This window comes from Flavobacterium sp. CR10 (assembly GCF_055814415.1).
This window is the reverse complement of sequence record NZ_CP185985.1, coordinates 4888223-4906323: the sequence shown is the minus strand read 5'-3', so window position 1 is coordinate 4906323 and position 18101 is coordinate 4888223. Positions and strand designations below refer to the sequence as shown.

32 protein-coding genes are annotated in these 18101 nt (G+C 32.3%); 20 read left to right on the top strand and 12 right to left on the bottom strand.

Annotation, left to right across the window (positions count from 1 at the left end; translation table 11 throughout):
- Window positions 1–71: 71 nt before the first annotated feature.
- Complete coding sequence (locus tag ACNRYB_RS20595; RefSeq protein WP_473728560.1) at window positions 72–596, top strand: hypothetical protein; 525 nt, start codon at window positions 72–74, stop codon at window positions 594–596.
- Here the strand turns inward: ACNRYB_RS20595 and ACNRYB_RS20590 are convergent.
- The 12 genes from ACNRYB_RS20590 to ACNRYB_RS20535 form a co-directional block, all read right to left on the bottom strand.
- Entirely contained in the window at window positions 550–1044 is a 495-nt protein-coding gene (locus ACNRYB_RS20590; protein ID WP_473728559.1) for a hypothetical protein, read from the bottom strand. The two genes, ACNRYB_RS20595 and ACNRYB_RS20590, sit on opposite strands and share 47 nt — an antisense overlap.
- 27 nt (window positions 1045–1071) lie before the next feature.
- Window positions 1072–1566 carry a hypothetical protein gene (locus ACNRYB_RS20585; protein ID WP_473728558.1) on the bottom strand — a complete coding sequence of 165 codons (495 nt, stop codon included), beginning with the start codon at window positions 1564–1566 and terminating at the stop codon, window positions 1072–1074.
- On the bottom strand, window positions 1563–1829 hold the full coding sequence (locus ACNRYB_RS20580; RefSeq protein WP_473728557.1) for a co-chaperone GroES: 267 nt from the start codon (window positions 1827–1829) through the stop codon (window positions 1563–1565). The genes ACNRYB_RS20585 and ACNRYB_RS20580 overlap by 4 nt, the downstream gene beginning before the upstream one ends.
- 1 nt (window position 1830) lies before the next feature.
- The gene (locus ACNRYB_RS20575; RefSeq protein ID WP_473728556.1) at window positions 1831–2658 is read right to left on the bottom strand and encodes a hypothetical protein; all 828 of its coding nucleotides are present in this window, start codon (window positions 2656–2658) and stop codon (window positions 1831–1833) included.
- 1 nt (window position 2659) lies between these two features.
- The gene (locus tag ACNRYB_RS20570; RefSeq protein ID WP_473728555.1) at window positions 2660–2887 is read right to left on the bottom strand and encodes a hypothetical protein; all 228 of its coding nucleotides are present in this window, start codon (window positions 2885–2887) and stop codon (window positions 2660–2662) included.
- A gap of 3 nt (window positions 2888–2890) precedes the next feature.
- Window positions 2891–3355: a hypothetical protein gene (locus ACNRYB_RS20565; RefSeq protein WP_473728554.1), complete on the bottom strand. Its 465-nt coding sequence runs from the start codon at window positions 3353–3355 to the stop codon at window positions 2891–2893.
- A complete protein-coding gene (locus ACNRYB_RS20560; RefSeq protein ID WP_473728553.1) occupies window positions 3355–3630 on the bottom strand; it encodes a hypothetical protein in 276 nt (91 codons plus the stop codon). Before ACNRYB_RS20560 ends, ACNRYB_RS20565 begins: the two co-directional genes overlap by 1 nt.
- Entirely contained in the window at window positions 3627–4064 is a 438-nt protein-coding gene (locus ACNRYB_RS20555) for a crossover junction endodeoxyribonuclease RuvC (protein WP_473728552.1), read from the bottom strand. Before ACNRYB_RS20555 ends, ACNRYB_RS20560 begins: the two co-directional genes overlap by 4 nt.
- A gap of 3 nt (window positions 4065–4067) precedes the next feature.
- Window positions 4068–4409, bottom strand: a complete 342-nt coding sequence (locus ACNRYB_RS20550; protein ID WP_473728551.1) for a hypothetical protein — start codon at window positions 4407–4409, stop codon at window positions 4068–4070.
- On the bottom strand, window positions 4402–4554 hold the full coding sequence (locus ACNRYB_RS20545; RefSeq protein ID WP_473728550.1) for a hypothetical protein: 153 nt from the start codon (window positions 4552–4554) through the stop codon (window positions 4402–4404). Before ACNRYB_RS20545 ends, ACNRYB_RS20550 begins: the two co-directional genes overlap by 8 nt.
- Window positions 4555–4564: 10 nt before the next feature.
- The gene (locus ACNRYB_RS20540; RefSeq protein ID WP_473728549.1) at window positions 4565–4813 is read right to left on the bottom strand and encodes a hypothetical protein; all 249 of its coding nucleotides are present in this window, start codon (window positions 4811–4813) and stop codon (window positions 4565–4567) included.
- A 302-nt stretch (window positions 4814–5115) separates the two neighbouring features.
- Window positions 5116–5514, bottom strand: coding sequence for a hypothetical protein (locus ACNRYB_RS20535; protein WP_473728548.1), 399 nt, complete (start codon window positions 5512–5514; stop codon window positions 5116–5118).
- A 1555-nt stretch (window positions 5515–7069) separates the two neighbouring features.
- Here ACNRYB_RS20535 and ACNRYB_RS20530 point away from each other — a divergent pair.
- From ACNRYB_RS20530 to ACNRYB_RS20440, 19 genes are all read left to right on the top strand, one after another.
- Complete coding sequence (locus ACNRYB_RS20530) at window positions 7070–7285, top strand: hypothetical protein (RefSeq protein ID WP_473728547.1); 216 nt, start codon at window positions 7070–7072, stop codon at window positions 7283–7285.
- Window positions 7286–7293: 8 nt separating this feature from the next.
- Window positions 7294–7527 carry a hypothetical protein gene (locus ACNRYB_RS20525; RefSeq protein WP_473728546.1) on the top strand — a complete coding sequence of 78 codons (234 nt, stop codon included), beginning with the start codon at window positions 7294–7296 and terminating at the stop codon, window positions 7525–7527.
- A 51-nt stretch (window positions 7528–7578) separates the two neighbouring features.
- Entirely contained in the window at window positions 7579–8280 is a 702-nt protein-coding gene (locus ACNRYB_RS20520; RefSeq protein ID WP_473728545.1) for a hypothetical protein, read from the top strand.
- Window positions 8281–8285: 5 nt separating this feature from the next.
- Window positions 8286–8447, top strand: a complete 162-nt coding sequence (locus ACNRYB_RS20515; RefSeq protein ID WP_473728544.1) for a hypothetical protein — start codon at window positions 8286–8288, stop codon at window positions 8445–8447.
- A gap of 7 nt (window positions 8448–8454) precedes the next feature.
- Window positions 8455–9777: an N-6 DNA methylase gene (locus ACNRYB_RS20510; RefSeq protein ID WP_473728543.1), complete on the top strand. Its 1323-nt coding sequence runs from the start codon at window positions 8455–8457 to the stop codon at window positions 9775–9777.
- A gap of 18 nt (window positions 9778–9795) precedes the next feature.
- The gene (locus ACNRYB_RS20505; RefSeq protein WP_473728542.1) at window positions 9796–10080 is read left to right on the top strand and encodes a hypothetical protein; all 285 of its coding nucleotides are present in this window, start codon (window positions 9796–9798) and stop codon (window positions 10078–10080) included.
- Window positions 10077–10490 (top strand): hypothetical protein, encoded by a 414-nt coding sequence (locus tag ACNRYB_RS20500; RefSeq protein ID WP_473728541.1) that lies wholly within the window; start codon window positions 10077–10079, stop codon window positions 10488–10490. Before ACNRYB_RS20505 ends, ACNRYB_RS20500 begins: the two co-directional genes overlap by 4 nt.
- The gene (locus tag ACNRYB_RS20495) at window positions 10474–10911 is read left to right on the top strand and encodes a PcfK-like family protein (RefSeq protein WP_473728540.1); all 438 of its coding nucleotides are present in this window, start codon (window positions 10474–10476) and stop codon (window positions 10909–10911) included. The genes ACNRYB_RS20500 and ACNRYB_RS20495 overlap by 17 nt, the downstream gene beginning before the upstream one ends.
- Before the next feature lie 326 nt (window positions 10912–11237).
- On the top strand, window positions 11238–12194 hold the full coding sequence (locus ACNRYB_RS20490; protein ID WP_473728539.1) for a PcfJ domain-containing protein: 957 nt from the start codon (window positions 11238–11240) through the stop codon (window positions 12192–12194).
- Between the two features lie 69 nt (window positions 12195–12263).
- On the top strand, window positions 12264–12542 hold the full coding sequence (locus tag ACNRYB_RS20485) for a hypothetical protein (protein WP_473728538.1): 279 nt from the start codon (window positions 12264–12266) through the stop codon (window positions 12540–12542).
- An 86-nt stretch (window positions 12543–12628) separates the two neighbouring features.
- The gene (locus ACNRYB_RS20480; RefSeq protein WP_473728537.1) at window positions 12629–12784 is read left to right on the top strand and encodes a hypothetical protein; all 156 of its coding nucleotides are present in this window, start codon (window positions 12629–12631) and stop codon (window positions 12782–12784) included.
- Window positions 12771–13019, top strand: a complete 249-nt coding sequence (locus tag ACNRYB_RS20475) for a hypothetical protein (protein WP_473728536.1) — start codon at window positions 12771–12773, stop codon at window positions 13017–13019. The genes ACNRYB_RS20480 and ACNRYB_RS20475 overlap by 14 nt, the downstream gene beginning before the upstream one ends.
- The gene (acpP, locus tag ACNRYB_RS20470) at window positions 12997–13284 is read left to right on the top strand and encodes an acyl carrier protein (RefSeq protein WP_473728535.1); all 288 of its coding nucleotides are present in this window, start codon (window positions 12997–12999) and stop codon (window positions 13282–13284) included. Before ACNRYB_RS20475 ends, acpP begins: the two co-directional genes overlap by 23 nt.
- A gap of 69 nt (window positions 13285–13353) precedes the next feature.
- Window positions 13354–13845, top strand: a complete 492-nt coding sequence (locus ACNRYB_RS20465) for an ASCH domain-containing protein (protein WP_473728534.1) — start codon at window positions 13354–13356, stop codon at window positions 13843–13845.
- Window positions 13839–14675, top strand: a complete 837-nt coding sequence (locus tag ACNRYB_RS20460) for a phosphoadenosine phosphosulfate reductase (protein WP_473728533.1) — start codon at window positions 13839–13841, stop codon at window positions 14673–14675. The genes ACNRYB_RS20465 and ACNRYB_RS20460 overlap by 7 nt, the downstream gene beginning before the upstream one ends.
- Before the next feature lie 6 nt (window positions 14676–14681).
- The gene (locus tag ACNRYB_RS20455) at window positions 14682–14906 is read left to right on the top strand and encodes a hypothetical protein (RefSeq protein WP_473728532.1); all 225 of its coding nucleotides are present in this window, start codon (window positions 14682–14684) and stop codon (window positions 14904–14906) included.
- Window positions 14907–14951: 45 nt separating this feature from the next.
- Window positions 14952–15344: a hypothetical protein gene (locus ACNRYB_RS20450; protein WP_473728531.1), complete on the top strand. Its 393-nt coding sequence runs from the start codon at window positions 14952–14954 to the stop codon at window positions 15342–15344.
- 3 nt (window positions 15345–15347) lie between these two features.
- Window positions 15348–17066 carry a DNA cytosine methyltransferase gene (locus tag ACNRYB_RS20445; RefSeq protein ID WP_473728530.1) on the top strand — a complete coding sequence of 573 codons (1719 nt, stop codon included), beginning with the start codon at window positions 15348–15350 and terminating at the stop codon, window positions 17064–17066.
- Between the two features lie 56 nt (window positions 17067–17122).
- Complete coding sequence (locus ACNRYB_RS20440; protein WP_473728529.1) at window positions 17123–17908, top strand: GIY-YIG nuclease family protein; 786 nt, start codon at window positions 17123–17125, stop codon at window positions 17906–17908.
- Window positions 17909–18101 lie beyond the last annotated feature (193 nt).

Here is an 18101-nt window from a genome sequence, read left to right as displayed (position 1 = left end):
TGTAAATTATATGTGTTATTATGAATCGCAAACCAGTAAAAGAAATTCTTTCAGAAGATACTCTTAAAGCAATGAAAAAGCAGAAGATGGTTATTAAATATGCTGCCAATAAAAATTCTAAAAAAGGCAAGTATTCAAAAACTTTACACTTGGAGTTTTTTGAGGGATATAATCTGCTTGAAAACATGCTAGTAGCCAGACCATACATTCAAAAACGTTACAATATCGACCTAGGATTGCTCGAAATTCTTCTGTTTCTAGGTCCTAAACAGTTTTTTACCCAAAAAGACTATGCGGATATGCCAAAACAATATAAATACAGATCAATTAAAAATTTGATGAATACGGGATTTGTAAGCATTGTCCAAAATGGAGAAAACTTGGGAAAACACATTTATAGGGTGAATAGGCAAGGATCTGAGATAATTCGTCATTTTTATGAAATATTATCTGGAGAAAAGAAAATTCCTGAACGACCAGATTATAATCATCTTGCTAGAAAAGATGCTAATCCATTTGATAAAAAGAAATTTGATTTAATAAAAAGGATTAATCAGCTTCCCGCTCCGGAGAAGAAGAAACCTTTATACCTTTAAGAAGATCATGGCGGATTTTATTAATTGGCTGCTTATTTATACGCTCCAATATTTCGCGTAAAACTTTGGTCCGCTCTTCTTCCGAACCTCTGAAAAAGAAAACAGGGCTTACTTGATACAGCCCTCTGCCTTTACAGTTTGATATTAAGTCATGCTTTGCCAGATTTGCAAAACATCTGTGAATTGTGGTGTCTGAATAGGTTTCCTGACCTATTTTTTTTAAAAGCTTATTGAATTTATCTCGATTCTGCTTACTATTTGTAATGAAATTATGATCATCCATTTCTTCGGTAATGAAATCAAGTAATATTCGCTCAGATCGCGATAATTTCATTAAAGATAATAAAGAATTATGGTATCTTTTTGTAAATGCAGCCTCAACCGAAACAGATGAAAATTTGAAAAGCTCCAGTTTTTCCCTGTAGCTTTTCGAAACATCTTTCGCCAAATACGCAATTACTTTTTTTTTTTCATATTACCACCAAGTATCTTTATTTACTGTCTGGAACTTTTTTTCGTACTTTATAAATTTGTAAATGAAGCCATAATCATGACAAACAAATTTATTTCCAATCCAACCCCAGTTATCCCTTTTTAAATCGGTAAAAAAAGCAGGAACGCTTTTAGGTCTTTCTTTTTTCGGTTTTTCGAAAGTGCGTTCCATTACCAAAATTTTACCATTTGGACTAATCCACTTTACAGGAGCAAACCAATCTCTAACCCATACTAATGAGCCTCTCAATTCTTTGACTTCTTCCCATAGCATATACTCCACAATATTATTCCTTCCGTTTTCTGGCTCAACTTTAATAACATATTTTGGATCCAGATTATAAACATAAGTTGATCGGCTATGACCATCACCTAATTGCTCTCCGCATAATGAAGTTATAAAGTCAATAGATAAATCCTGCCAAGAAAGGATATTTTTTATTTCTTCCAGATTATTTAATTTATTGGATAGTCTCATAATTTCAAACAAACTTCTCCTTCTTCTCGAAGAATTATGCAATTTTTACCATCATGTTCAACTTCAGTTCCACAGTGCTCATAGTATCTGACTTTATCGCCAACTTTTAAACCTTTGACATGAGGGCCGCACATCAAAACAGTTCCCTCAAATTTGCTTTTTACAGAAGAGCCTCCTGGTAAAAATAATCCAGAAGCCGTTTGAGTTTCTGCAGGTGAAATTTCAACTAATACTTTATCTTTAACTAAACTTGTAATTGTCATTTTAGATTGATTTTAAAAAATTAAAAAGTTCTTTATTCCAACGAGCATCTTCTAGAGCATTATGTTCGTTTTCTTGTTTTGGATATTTAGGATGGTTTTTAAATCTTTTTAAAGCATCATTAAAAGATGTCGGCTTAGCGCTAAAAAACTCCATTGGTAAAGGCATATAGAAACTTACTTTAGCATCCAACATTTGCTTTAAATCGTGGCAGTACATCGGAAATCCTTCTGGAAGATCAATCATTTTACCAAATAACCAACAAAAAACAACCCAATCATAATCTGCGTAGTAAGCGTAGAATTCAGGATTAAATCCATAGGCTCTTTGCAAACATTCCATTCTTCCTTCAAATGACTTACGAGTTTCCGAATTAATTCCTTGAATAGTTTCTACAGGATTATCTAATCTATATTTTTCAGAAACAAAATCTTTTATCTCTTCTGAAATTTGTGCATTTGTTTTTCCAAAACATCTTAATAAATACTTCATTGAACCATAGGAAAATGGCTCAGACAATCCCCAATGGTGTGTTTTCTCATAAACAGTTCTTTTCTGCAGAAGCTCATTGTAAATAGGTTCTAATACGTTATCACGAATCCAATATTTTTTTACTGGTTCTTCTCCCAATTTATGATCCCATTGAAAACGATTCCAGGCTTCATCTAAATTAAAATCTTTTGAAATAGCGTAATATTCTCGGCCATCCTCTGCGACAACTCCAATAGAAATCAAGTCAATTGTATTTGGCGTGTGTTTTCTGAATAATGATATTGGAAATTTCTCTTTCTGAGGGCCTTCTAAAAATTCTGTGTCTATGAAATATTTCATGTTATTTTTCTAAAAAGTTAAACCATAAATAAATTTTTGCAAGTGAAATGGATATTGCAATAGCAATAAATACAAACATAAATAAGCCTATATATCCACCTTCTTTCCAGTTACTATGAAATCTATTTCTGCCTTTATTCCATGTTGGTTTTGTAAAAAGCATTGTATATAGCCAATAAATAAAAGCTATAGATTGAACAACAAAATATATGTTTAAGAATGTTTTCATATTTTATTTTTTGGTTACTTTAAAACATGTTATACCGCTGAAATTACCAGTTGTAATATCAAAATCTATATTTGAATGTTCAGAAGCCATTCGCTTTTTAAATCGCTCTAAAGCTTCCATATTTAAATGCATTTGGTTCTCTTTGTCACGCCCTTCATAGACATAAGTAATTCCTTTTTCAAAGAATTCCTGCACCCATCGGTCTACCAATTTTGTTGTTTTGCCTGTTCTTCTATCAATATGCTCAGTAGTAACGTCAATAGAAAAAATGGATGCTAATAATTCTAAATCAGTAAGTTCTAAATCAGGATTTCTTATTTTAAACTTATTTAAATCAATTTCTATAGAATTTATGACTCTAGTACTCATATCACTTAAAACAAAATCTCTTTTGTAAATACGGATATTTTCATGTGTGGCTGAATGTTCCTGTGGATTTTGGCTGAATGGATAATATATCTTGCTCATTATTTCTTAAGATTACGTTTAACGGTTTTTCCTTTGTTGCAATTGCAGTTCTCGCATTTGCATGGCTTTTTACTCACTTCGTTTACAATTGGAGCATACTGTCCATTTTTCCAGAAAGTGATCGCTCCGCCTACAGAAGTCCAAATTTCAGCTTCCGTATCGTATTCAAATTCGGTTATGCCTGTTACATCAACATTAATCTGATTGGTAATGCAGGTCACAGTTTTAGCATTAGAAAACTGTTTTCTGACTGCCTGTAAGTTTGGTTTTATCATAGGTTTAAATCCTTTTTGGTTAATCTATATAAATGAATTGCATCTGCTGCATTATCATCTGCAGGAGAAAATCCTAAATCAAATGCAGCTTTAATCATAAGTGGTTTTCCTGCGTTACCATTTCCTGTAGCATCCTTTTTAATTTCTTTTGCAGAATAAGAAGCCATTTCAATTCCTAACTCAATACATAAATCTTTTAATACTCCAATCATTTCTGAGGCCACCATAATACTTGATTTATGCATTCCGGCACATCGTTCATAAGAGACCAATGTGATATTTTCAAGCTTTATTATTTCCCGAACTTTAGCTTTGAATCTGACAACTCTCATTCCTTCACTTTCTCCGCGATTTGGTTTTAAATCCCAAGAACCATTAGCGGTAGCAGTACACCAACCTGTTTTTGTAGCGATATCTAATGCTAGAATATTCATAATTTATTTTTTTATATTAAAGTGACCTGCTTCATCTATTTTGGTCCAATCAATTTCATTAGATATTTCAGGTTTTATATTTGTATTATGCCAAGATATAATTGTATCTAATCCATTAAACGTTACTTTTTTTTCCTTTAAAAGCCATTCAGGAGCCGTTAAGAAGTATGCTGGAATGTGTCCAGGTATTTCCTTTTTCTCTAGCTCACAAAGAGACTTTGGAAACCATTCTAAACGGCCTGCTGAATAATTTTGTGTTTCTGGATCAATATGCACATCAACCAATAATCCATAGCATTTTTTACTTTTGCCATGATAGCCGACACGAACTTTGTGATTAGGCATTGTTATCGTGCTCTAAAGTTTCTATAAAGAATGGAATACCTAAAAATCTCCAAATGACTGTTTTGTCTGATACTCCATATCTAATCTCTCCATAATAAGACTGCTTTACTTTTGTTCTTTTTGTAATGATTGCAAATTTTTTCATAGTTTATAATTTATACTGTTAGACCAAGTTTTTTCAAAGCGTTCTTTTTATTCAAAGCAGATATATAACTGCATCCTTCTTCCATTACAACTTTCTTCTTGACCTTTTTTGGATTTTTAAAATCAGCTGGAAGCAATTCATATTTAGCCTCGTCAATTTCTTTAGTGAGGTGGTTGTATTTAAAAAGTGTATGTCCCGGCTTTGGTTTATAACTGCCTCTAAATTGTTCTCTTTTAGCAGCCTGAACATGCTGGATCATTTATTTTGTTTCAGGAATAAATTCGTTTTTCATATTCATAGCATCAGTATTTGAATTTTCTCACTTTTCTATATTTTTTCTTATGCTCATTATTGTCAATAGCCTTTTTTGTTATTCGGATTTTTTTAGATTTATTCTTTGAAAGAGTGCCTATGTGGAAAAATTTGCAGATACGGCACTTGTAGATATTCGCTTTTTTGCTTGTATTGCTATTCTCCAATGCATACTCGGCACTCAGCTTGTTTTTATGCTGTATCTTTCCAGCACATTCTTTCATAAATCTATCCGAGCACGCCATTCTTCTATTTTTTTAGAATCTTAGCCCAATATCCTTTGAATTTCTCAGCATAAGGATTCCATATCCCTTTTTCATCAATTAAAGGATGAGTGGAAATGATTGGTTCGTTATTCAGCTTAAACCATAAATCTTCAACAGTAATTAATTCCTGCTCTCCAACCTTTCCAAAATTTAATTCGAACATATAATGTTCAATCTCGCAGAATGAATCTTTCTTAGGGAATTGCAAGTGAAGTATTGAAAGAAGACTTTTTATTAAGAGACTATTATCATATAGTTGAAAACTAGAGCTGTCAACTTGAAAAGCTTTAGAAAGATTATAAGAGTATTCTTTGTCTTTATCAATCTGCAATCGAATTGATTCAATAATTGAAGAGAATGCTTCAAAAGTTAGATTTACCATTTTGTTTTCGTTTTATAACAACAAATGTAAACTATTTACACTAAAAATAACAATTGTTTGCATCGAAATTACCAACTGTCGACATTAAAGTTATCGCTGGGTGGTAATTTCAAATAGCAGAATTGATTATAAAGTATTGATTATTAATGTTTTAAATACAGATAAAAGCAGTCACTTTCTATACTAATTACTTTGAGTAAAAAATTGATTCTGGAATATCCAAATTTAATTGGAATTTTAACAGTTTTTGAATGAGTTTTTATGTAAAGTAAAATAAAAGTCTTACAATATGTTTTTGAGGAATAAACGATTCGCTTAAAAAATATTCCTTTGAGGTCCAATTTCGAAATTATCATAAGCAGTCATTCCTGGACAAAACTTTACGTCCTCACAAAACGAAAAAAAAAAAAAAAAATATAGAAATTTTTGCGGAAAAAAATTATCAAAAATTATTTCAAAAAATTAAATTTTCAGTTTTAAAAATTTTTATCATATGACTATACTGTTGGGAGGGTATAGGTATATATTCGCGTTCGGTGCAAAACGGAAACTCGATCGTGTAGGGGTATGGGGTCACGATTTCGGTCGATGTCTTAAAATTTTTTGGCTTTTTTGGTTGGTCAATCGATCATCTATTTTGCGTTATACTATATTTTGTAATCGTACTGCGATCACTTACTCTTTCTGTAAACCCTTACTATTGCTGGGAAAGTTTTAAATTATACTAAATTTCCCCGACAATATGCCCGACAACACAAAAACTAAATCAAAAATGTACTGTTTCGAAACTTCCTGCCCTCTGAGGTTTCGATATTTGAAAACAAACTGTACTTTCTCCCGAATATCGAAAGCATTACACGGACACAAAGCGTCTTTATGTCTGCTCTCGCATCCGTTACAGCCAAAACAAAAAAATTCTATCGCTTATAAATATTGTTACGAATGAATTGTAATTGAGTTTTGATATTGCTGTTTATTTAAATGAGTGGTTGTTGATTGATACCGGTTATACTGTTTTTGTAATAGGGTTAATCTATTGGTATTAAATTGATGCTTCAATGAGTATGAAGCAAAACTTTGTGTCACAGCGTTATTTTAAATGCTGTTTGGGTTTGATTTGTGTGTGTATAGTAAAAATCTATTGATATGCATTGTGTTATAAATATTTAGTATCGACACTTAGTGTAAATAAAGTGCAAATCATTTGCATTAATAGTGTAAATTGTACTATATTTGTAGGACACAAAAGGGGAATAGTTTAGTACTCTTAAAGTTGTAGGAATTGTAGGAAAGCGGGACGGGCGCTTTACGATGGCGAGACAACAGCCAGTTAACAAAGTTGCGGACTGGAAAACAGGATAAAGCGGGTTTGGTACACTCTCCTTTAAAAAGGCAGTACTCGCGTTAACTAAATAGGATTGGCGCGGAAAAAACTGTAACGGCATGTGTTGTGCCGTCTGACGAGCCGAAAACGGCGAAACAGTTATTAAGGGAAAGGTGTATTTAATTTAGTGTAAATTATTTTCACTTAGTGTAAATTTTAAAACTCATCCACATGTCACAAACTAATTCAAAACAGCAATTGATTAACCAATTAGATGAAATTGCGCAGAACATGCTTAACACGATGCAGGAGCAATACAAACAGGCTTCTATTGTCATTGCTACTTTAAACGAATTGCGAGCCTCAGAGCCTGTTAAAAAGCTTGGTGATATGGTTTCATATTCTGAAATGATTTCACTTACTGAATACGGTTTAACTGTTAACTAATTATAGATATGAAAAAGATTTTAATTATCGCATTAGCGGTTGCAGGTGCGATTGCAGGATTTAAAGGAGCTGAAAAAATTGACAGCTATTTGTTAACTCAGCGTATCGAGCGCATGAATAAACACATTCAATACTTACACGATGAAGAGGGTTATTCGTGGGAAGCTGCTCGAAAAATTGGAGCTACAGAGGCGGGATTTATTCCGCAGGACGAACAATACTTAATGCTAAAAGAAGATTAATTACAGGGCGCTAAATGCGCCCTTTTTATTTACTCATAAATCATCCACATTATGAAAAGCTTAATTACACTTGATAACGAAAAATTTAAAGAAATATATTCAAATGAAGAATTTAGAAACCAAGTAGCATTTGCTCATGGTTGCTATTCTGCTTCTCCTAATTCGGTATTTCAACATTTTAAAACATGTTCTTATCCTGTAGAATATATTGTTAGCGAAGAGCAAAAAAAATTAGCAGAAGCCGAAAGACAGAAAGCAAAAAATACTGCAATTGAAAATGTAAAGAATGATTTGGTTTTCGTAGGTATGGGAATGTGTTATAACTCTAGCATTGAAAATGATGTTTGCAACTATAGAGTTAGAACCGAATTTATTAATTCTAAAGGAAAGAAATTTTTTATTGAGTTTGGTTCAAGTTCTCTATCAGGACTAAGAATTGACCACGCAATTGATAGAGATTTACAGGAATTACACAATTCTAAGCTTAATGAGCTGAAAGATAAAATTACAGATGCTAAAGCAGAAAAAAATCAATCTTTAGTAAATTATCTCTATGCACAACGTCAAAAATGGCTTGAACAGCCGTATCACAATTATAAAAATCTTGAAAGGGCATCTCCTAGACTGTCTTATACTAAAGACAGTCTTTTGCTAATTGTAAATGAATACTTTGACTGTAATTTTAAAAACATTCGAATTGATGAATATAATTTAACTACTGACGATTTTATCTGCACTAGTCCTAAAAATTAAAACCCATGAAGAGAGATTTATTTATACGCCTACTATTAATAGCAGGAGTTGCTTTTTGTGCCTATAATTTAGGCTATTACTACGCAAAACACGAGGTTGTAGAAAAGGCTTTAAAAGACAAAAAGCCTTGTCACGACCTGTACGACATTTATTTAATTACAAACTAATTTAGTTATGGATGCTTTTTATAATGATGGTTCACAGAAATCAACAAAAGACCTAATAAAAATGTGGCAGGAAGAGATAAAACGTCTTCCTGCTTCTGATATTTTTTACCACGGAACATTAGAAATTTATGCTGGCGGTTCACTTCCTGACCCAAACACTTTTTGCGGTCAATGTTGGTTAGCTTTAATAAACGATACAGCAGGAGAACGACTAATTGATTGGAATTTTTATGAAGAGGACATAGTTGATTTCTTAGAGAAATTAGATTATACTAATACAGATAAAAAGCATCCTTACTACATTTTTTTAAGTAATAAATTAACGCTTATCAAATGTCAAAAACTAGCTTCTCTAATTGATGGTTTTGATTATTCTGATTTAGAAATAACAGCTCTTTCTTTTACTGTTAAAGGTAATCGGTTAGAAATTCCGAAAGATATTTTTATTTCAAATTATTCTGATTTGAAAGCTATGTTTAAAAATTTCGAGGGAAAATATTCTAACAATGGTTTTGACTTTCCGTATTCTGCAGAACAGGTTTTAAATAGAATCCGAAACAAAGAGACAACTAATCTAAAAAAGTCTTTCCAATATTTCGGAACACCAAAAAAGCTTTGCGATTTGATGTGTGAAAAGGTTTTCGACCCATATTTAAATAAGAGATTAAAAGTTCTTGAACCATCCGCAGGACAGGGAGCAATTGTAAAGTCTGTTTTAGAATGGTTTGAAAAAGAATCTGTTCATTGTGAACTTGATTCTATTACAGCTATTGAATACATGGCTGAAAACTACGGAATATTGCAGGAGTCTTTTAAAGACAATGCTTTGGTTAATACTAAGCACATGGATTTTTTAGAGTATGATGAATTCATTAATTATTTTGATGTAGTCATTGCAAACCCACCATTCTCAAAAGGGCAAGATATTAAGCATTTTCGCAAAATGTATGAAGTATGCAAACCTAATGGTTATGTGATTTCAATCATGAGCAACGGATTTCTTTACAATTCACAGAAAATATATAAAGAATTTAGAGAGTTTATCGGATTGCCTGAGGGAGCAGAAACAAGATTTGCAGCTAAAAACGGCGGTTCGGTTTGTGAAAGCGAAAACGGACAGCTCTATGTTCAAACTATTGATGGTGGAGAATTCAAAGAATCTGGAACAAATGTGCACACAGCTTTAATATGTTTTAGAAAAGATGCAGTAAGCGGATTTGAAGAAAAAACACCAGTTATAAAACAGACTAAAGAAAAGCCACTACCACAAGTTAAACAATCTAAAAAACAATCAAACCCTGAATATATTCAGGGTTTGATTGTTTTTTAAAAATTTAATACCAAAGCCATGAGTACAGCAGAAGCAATGAGAGCGCAGGGTTTTAGATATTTTTCGAGCCTTACGCCAGTCCAAAAGGACACAACTATTTATTTTATCGTTATGGCAAAAATGGGGTTGTTGGGAATGTCTCCGAAGCTTTCTAATAGCGTTATGCCGACCATGACAAAAGAATTAATTGAAACTCGGGAGCTTGTAGAACGTCAATTAAAGAAGCAGAAATGTTTTAATAAAAATGGGGTGTACTATCCTCTGAACGTTCGTGAAATCCTTTTAAATGAAGCCAAATTATGACACAAGAAAATATATTACTATCTGAATTTATAGAGCTTAAATTCAAGCCTTACAAATATAACTGTAGCGTAGATATTAGTTTTAGCACTTACAAAGAGTGCTTGGATTGGTGTAAAAAAAATCAAGCCTATAAGGAATACTTGCCACAATTAGGTTGGGAAAATCTAGGAGATTTTTCAACAAATTGGAACTCTTTAATGTCTGTAGTGGAAAAAATAGAACAACTGCGAGAAGAAAACGGTGATGTTATTGCGCACGTTGGTTTTGGCCCGAAATACTGCGAAATAATGGTAATTGATTGTGTTTTTGAATGTGAAGCAGAAACAAAAATTTTAGCTGTTTATGAGGCGTGTATTGAGTTTATAAAATGGTTTAATAAAAAAATGGAAAGAAATGAGCACTCAAAATAAAAAAGAAGATCCTTTTAAAAAACAGATTACGGTTTATTTAGAAAGCGTTGCTTTGAAAGATGCTCTTTTCGCTGTAACTCTAAAGAAACCGAATAAGAATATCGATGAATGTATTAATTACATCTTTGATGAAGTTAAAAAATCAAACCGTTATCGCTGGACAGATGAAGAAGTTTATCAATTGGCTATTCATTATTATGATGAAGACGAAATTAAAGGCATAAAACCTATAAACTGTAGAGTTAGCCATATTGCAGAGAAACCGCAGGACGATACAATACAAAAAATTAAGGAAGAAGCCATTAAGAATTCAACTGCAACCAAAAAAGAACCTATACAGCCAATTAAACCGACTGTTGCAAAGAAAAAAACTAAGACAAAACAAGATTGCACTCAAACTGCTTTATTATTATTTGATTGATTATGAAACCAACTACATTATTTCAGAAAAAAGTAACAGATTTGAAACCTTTACTTTCTCCTATTACTGAAAAACACGAAAATTGGGGAACAAAAAATTTATTTGAATGTCACGGAGTTATTTCGAGAAATAAACACGTTTGCTTAGAATGTAATCACGTTTGGAAGCTTGAAATTGAATCTAAAAAAGTATCATGTCCTAACTGCAACAACAAGTTAAGCATGTTTGGAGAGAATTCAATAATTTTTCATCAAAGAGAGTATTTCACGCTTATTCAAAGGGTTAAAGATTTGCAGGTTGTTCGATTTATCTTTTCAGTAAAAACCATGAAAAAAGATAAAAAGCCTACCTATTCTTATACAGAAGTTATGCAACATTGGATAAATGAAAGTGGAGAAACGGTAAGTTTTGCAAAAGCTGTTAATGGATTCTCTTATTATTTAGATGCCTGGACTTTGCATTCTCCAATGACTATAAAATTAATCCCGCAAGAAACTGCAAAATTCAAAATCAATCCTAGAAAAGTTTATCCTGTTAAGACTGTGCTTCCAATTCTAAAAAGAAACGGTTTTAAAAGCGGTGTTTTTGATATTGCACCGCAAGTATTGTTTACTAATATTTTAAAAGATTCTATAGCAGAAACTCTTTTAAAAGCAGGACATACAAATCTATTAGCCTACTATATATATCGTAGTAACAAAATCAAAAAGAATTGGAAGATTATAAAAATTTGTCTAAAAAACAATTATGATGCTGTTGATTGGCAAATTTGGGAAGATTATATTGATTTACTTAAAGAGTTTGGTAAAGACATATTCAATCCTGATTTAATCTGTCCTAAGGATTTAAAACAGGCTCATAATTTTTATATGAATTTGCAGAAAGCCGAAAATGAAAAAGAAAAATCAATGTCAAATGAAGAACTTTTTGAAAGATATGTAAAAGCTAAAAGCAAATATTTCGACTTGGTTTTCAAAGAAAAAGAAATTACTATTTATCCATTAAAAACTTTAAAAGAGTTCAAAAAAGAGGGCAAAGTACTAAATCATTGCATTTTTAGGAACAAGTATTTTAAGAAAAAAGATTCATTATTGTTTTCTGCCAAAATTGATAATAAGTCGATAGAAACAATTGAAATTTCTTTATCAAAAATGGAAGTAAATCAAAGCAGAGGCTTTGACAATGTAGCCACTGACTACAATGAAAGAATCTTAAATCTAGTGAATAAAAATATTTACAAAATAAGACGATTATCTAAACAAAATAATAAGCAAGTCGCTTAACAGAACCCGAATTAAACATTCGGGTTTTTTATTATTTCAAACTATTTAAAAACCAAAAATCAATTTATCATGGAAAAAGTTACAGTATTAGCAGTTCTAGCAATTTTTATTATCGTGTGTACTCTTTATTGCTTAAAGGACACCATTTTGGAAGTTTTAAGCGGTGGCAAATCGTTTATGCCTGCCGAGTTGAAAAGTTTTAAATCTGGGCGAAAAATCAAGCCTACAGAAGAACAACAGATAAATCGAAACAAAACAACAATTTTAATCATTGATTTGATAAGCATCGCTTTTGTTGTATTCATTGCCTATATGCTTTTTCAAAAGTACATACAGCCAATAATATAAAAATGAGCAAGAAGCAAGAAATCATTACGATTATAATTTTAATCGTGTTAAGCATTTTAGTATCAATTATCTAATAAAAAAAGACAATGAGCAAAATTATTGACCTATTTCATTTATTTAGAATCAGGCTTAGAACCGTGGCTTTTAATACAAATCCAAATATGGTAAGCACATTAAAAGTGCATCCGCAATATATCAAAGACAAATACAATCACAAATTCAAGAAGAATGAACCTTATTGAAAAACTCGAAAACGTTAGCATCGACGAATTAGACGCATTTGAAGAGACTTATTTTCATGACTATTCAAAACGAATGAGCAAAGTAGATGCTCTTCAAAAAATAATTAACAATGCTGAGGGCGATTACTCGAAGTTAAGCGACTGTTTAGCTGAAATCGCCCAAGCGCAGGAAGAACAAAAAGAATCATTAACTAAAAAATCCAAAAGTAAAAATGGGAAATCAAAAAACAATTGAAGAAAGAGTAAAGGACTTAATTTCTGACAAGTTAGGAGTTGAATTGGAAGAAGTTGTAAACGAAGCCGAGTTAGGCAACCAGCTGGGCGCTGATAGTCTTGACGTAGTTGAAATTATCATGGAACTAGAAAAAGAATTCGACATTGAAATTAAAGACGACGTAGCTGAGAACCTAAAAACTGTCAAAGACCATGTTGAATTTGTTCAGAAGCTTTATGTTGAAGAAATGGAAGTAGATTTGAGCAACGAAAATACAGAAGGTTAAGTTTAACCTTTTTCTACAAACACAAAGAGCAGTTATTTATTAGCTGCTCTTTTTTTATTCTATCAAATTATGAAAGCACTTTCTATAAAAAATCCAATGGGAATCCTAATTGCATTAGGAATAAAACCAATTGAAAACCGAACAAAACGAACTCACTTTCGAGGTAAAATTTATATCCACGTATCTGCAAAATATATGGATGAAGATTTTTTAGAATATTATTTTGATACTGCTCGATTTGACGATATGCATAGAAAATTACGCGAAAGTGGTAAACTTGATTCTGATGAAAGAATAGCAGATTTTCTTAAAAAACAACCAAAATCGGCAATTATAGGAGAAGTTGAAATAATTGACTGTGTAATCAATCATTCGTCAATTTGGGCAGATAAAACACCAATCAAAGGTTATACTGTAGAGGGAGAAACCTTATATCAAGAAGAGCCAATTTGGAACTGGGTTTTGGCTAATCCTGTACTTTACGAAAAACCGATTCTAAACGTAAAAGGAAAGCTTTCTTTTTGGGAGCCTGATCAATCCATTATTCAAGAAATATGCTAGAAAAAAACACTAAAAAAGCATTAGTTGTATTAGTTTCTGGCGGAAGATCTTCTGCAATGATGGCAAGACATATTCAAACTAGTCCAAAGTATGCAGAATATGAAAAGCTATATGTTTTTTGCAATACTGGAATGGAACGACCTGAAACAATTCAGTTTTTAAAAGACATTGTACATTACTGGAAAATACCATTAAACATAATTGAGGGAGTTTATAGCCAAGAAGTTGGTGTAGGTGTCAAAAGTAAACTAGTTGACTTTGATACAATGGATATGTCAGGTAAAGTTTTTTCGGATATGATAGCTCATTTAAATAAAAATAAATGGACTGGAGTTCCAAACCAAGCTATTCCATACTGCTCAGAATATTCAAAGACTAGGGTTTCTCATCATTTTTCTAAGATCATTTTCGGTACGACAAAATACCTTAAAGCTTTAGGTTATAGAAAAGAAGATATACCAAAAAGAATAACCTTAGCGGAATTAAGAGAAGATGAAACTAGAATAGCTCCACTTCTTACAGATTATGAAAAAACAATAGGAAACTTAGAATTAAATGTATTCTTTGATAGCCAACCTTTCAAATTAAAAATTCATTCTAAGCTAGGAAATTGTGAATTATGCTGGAAAAAATCAGATAAAAATTTGATTGAATCTATACAATATGGTACAAGATTTATTGATTGGCATATAGAAGAGCAAGAAAAGTATGGAAATATGTTTTTCAGAAACAACCTATCTATTCAAGATCTTGTGAAAATGGCAGAAAGCGGAACTCAATTAGAAATGTTTAACGATTCTGATGGCGATAAATGCGTCTGTAATTTTTAATCAGCTATGAACTTTCCATTAGACCCGACTAAAAACTACAGCCGTAAACAGTCAATTGTTTATGACGAAAACGACACGCCAATCATAAAATTTAATTCATATCTGCCTGATTTCGCAAAATTATCGGTAGATGCGGTTAATTATATGAATCGCTATTTTGAAGCTTCTCCTGAGAAATTTGAAGTATTCAATCAAGAAAAAGAAACCAATCAACAACTAGAATTATTTTAAATCCAACTACTCGAGAAATTCGAGTAGTTCAAAAAACTAATTGCTATGATTAAAAAAGACATAATCGAACAAAACTGGATTTCTGCAGTTGGAAATAAAATTTACAGTCAAGTAAAAGAAGGCATTAATGAAGATGGATGGTTAAGAGAGTGGGTAGAAACAATTCCTGCACAAGTCCTTTTCATGTTTGATGGACGATTTAATAACTCAGAGTTAAGACCTAAATCATTGAGAGGAATTGACGATAATATGGGATGGAGTAAACCCAAAGAAAACGGACTTCCCAAGACTAGCGGAGATTATATTTTTCTTGCCCCAAACAAATCACAGCATACTTTCCATTTAAAGCTTCCTCTTTCAAAAGAAGACATAAAGCATTACTTGGAAGATTTCACTCATTATAAACCACAAAAAACCGAGCCTTTGCCGTTCCACTAAACTATGATAAGAGATTTAACTTTAGATATTGACAGATTTATTAAACACGTAAAGGCAAACTATAATCCAAGTTTGCCTTTAGTTTTTTGGATTGATCTGTTTTGCGGTGCTGGCGGAACTTCCACGGGAATTCATTTGTCAAACGCAAAAAATGTTTTCGTGTGTGCATGTGTAAACCACGACAAAAACGCTATTAACAGCCATTCCGAAAACCATCCTCACACGCTTCATTTTACAGAAGACATAAGAGACTTCACTGTTGTCCAACATTTGGAAAAATTGGTTACAGAATTAAGAAAAGAATTTCCTGACTGCAAACTTAAAATTTGGGCTTCTTTGGAATGTACTAATTTCAGTAAAGCAAAAGGAGGTTTGGCACGTGATGCCGACAGCCGAACATTAGCCGAACACATGTTTATGTATATGAGTTTGAAACCTGACGTATTTTGGTTTGAAAATGTGCGTGAGTTTATGGCTTGGGGTCCGCTTGATGATAAAGGCAAACCGCTTTCTAAAGATAATGGAAGAGACTATTTGAAATGGGTTAAGAAATTAAAAGGCTATGGCTACAATTTTGATGCTAAAATTTTAAATGCAGCTGATTTTGGAGCCTACCAGTCGCGTGAGCGCTTGTTTCTGCAATTTCCAAAGAAAGGTTTTCCATTTGCATGGCCAGAACAAACACACAGCAAAAAAGGTTCATCCGGAAGTTTGTTTTTTATTCCTAAATGGAAACCGGTACGTGAAGTTTTGGATTTAGAAGACGAAGGAAATAGTATTTTTAATAGAAAGAAACCTCTTTCCGAAAATACAGAGAAAAGAATCCTGGCAGGATTGGAAAAATTTGTTGCTAAAGGAGAAAATAATTTCATAAAAAAGTATTACTCAGGTCGTCCAGAGGGAAAAGTAATCGGCATAGACAATCCTGCAGGAACTGTTAAGTGCATAGATGGGCAAGCAATTGTGACAGCTTCTCATCTTTCAACCTATTATGGAAATTTTGGACTACACTCAATTGATAGTTCATCCCCAGTAGTACCATGTAAAGATACTATATCTAAGGTTGCAGTTAATTTTATAGACCAACAGTATGGTAATTCTTTGCCGTCAAGCATTGAACAGCCTATAAATACTGTGACACGTGTTCCAAAGTTTGCATTAACCAAAATAGATATTCATAATTGGGTAATGAATACAAATTTTAATAATGTTGAAAGATCAATTAATGAGCCATCTAAAACGCTTATTACAAGCAGAAGACATCCTTATTTAATTAATGCCAATTCAAGCACATCACCGCCAATTGATATTGATAATCCTTCGCCATCTGTTACTTCAAGAACCCATTTAATAATTAATCCTTCTTGGTTTGGTCATTGTACGGGAGTTGATGAATCTTGTGTTACTGTTATTGCTAGACAAGACAAAGCTCCGCTTTATTTATTAGCTGTAGAAAAAGGTTCTGTTGCATGGATGGTCTTTGAAGATGATTCTGAAACAATGGTAAAAATAAAAGAATTTATGGTTGCGTATAATATTACAGATATTAAAATGCGTATGCTTAAAATTCCTGAGCTTTTACAGATTCAAGGTTTTCCAAAAGACTATAAATTAATTGGAACACAAACCGAACAAAAGAAGTATATCGGAAATGCTGTAGAAGTAAATATAGCTCGTGCACTCGCAACAGCCGACTACGACCGTGAATTAAAATTAGCTTAAAAATTATTCCGAAAACCCGTAATAACTAAAATTATTACACAAAAACGTAATTACTTATGAAATTCAAAGCATTTATACGTGTAGTAAAATCAATATGTCATGATGATTCCATGTGGGGATTTGACAGAGTTGAAGTTGAAAGGATTCCATTAATTGAAGCTGACGACAAAGCTCATGTGAAAAGAATTTTAGCAGAAGAATATCCTCAGTTTTTTCAAAATGGTAAAGTATATGAAAAAGAGACGAAAGATCAAGCACAGTTTTTTTATGTTGTCATTTTTCCGCTTTACAGCTATGAAGAAAGATTAATTGAAGAGGGAGAATGGAAATGTGAAGAGTGCGGACAAATCCATGAAAGCAAGTATCATTCAAGTCCTAGAATAAATGATAGGCTTTTAGGTTCTGAAATGTTGTTTTGCAAAAGTAAGGATGACATTTGTCTGAATAAATTTCTTGAAAAAAAATATGAAGGAGTTGAGTTGGCAGATAATCCGTACCACATAAAAAAAGAATCTCCAAATTACATTTACAAGATTACTGAGAAATCAACTGGTAAATGTTATATAGGAAAAACTCGAAATGCACCATTTTTTAGATGGTGGGATCATTTAACCAGAAGTAGTAGTCCTTTTGGTTTGTATTTGTCAAAAACAAAACTTAGCGAATGGACATTTGAAGTATTAGAAGAACTTCCGCCTAATGCTATAGATTCAGATGTTTTTAAAATTGAAAGCGATTATATTCTAAAGTATGATTCAATTTCAAATGGATTCAACACTTTAATAAGCAACAAGCAATCTAAAACAATAGATTCAAATCAGGAAACTCTAGTTTTTGAATAATCATGGCACTCACTCCGAAACAAAAGAAAATACTTGAATTTGCAAGTTCTCACGAAAAGCAGATTACTAAGAAACAGGCGGTTGAATTGATAGGCAATTCATACTACTGTAACGCATCAAAACACGTTGGCGATGTTCTTAGTCGGATGGTTAATTCGGGTCTTTTAAAACGGCTAAAAAACGGTCATTTTCA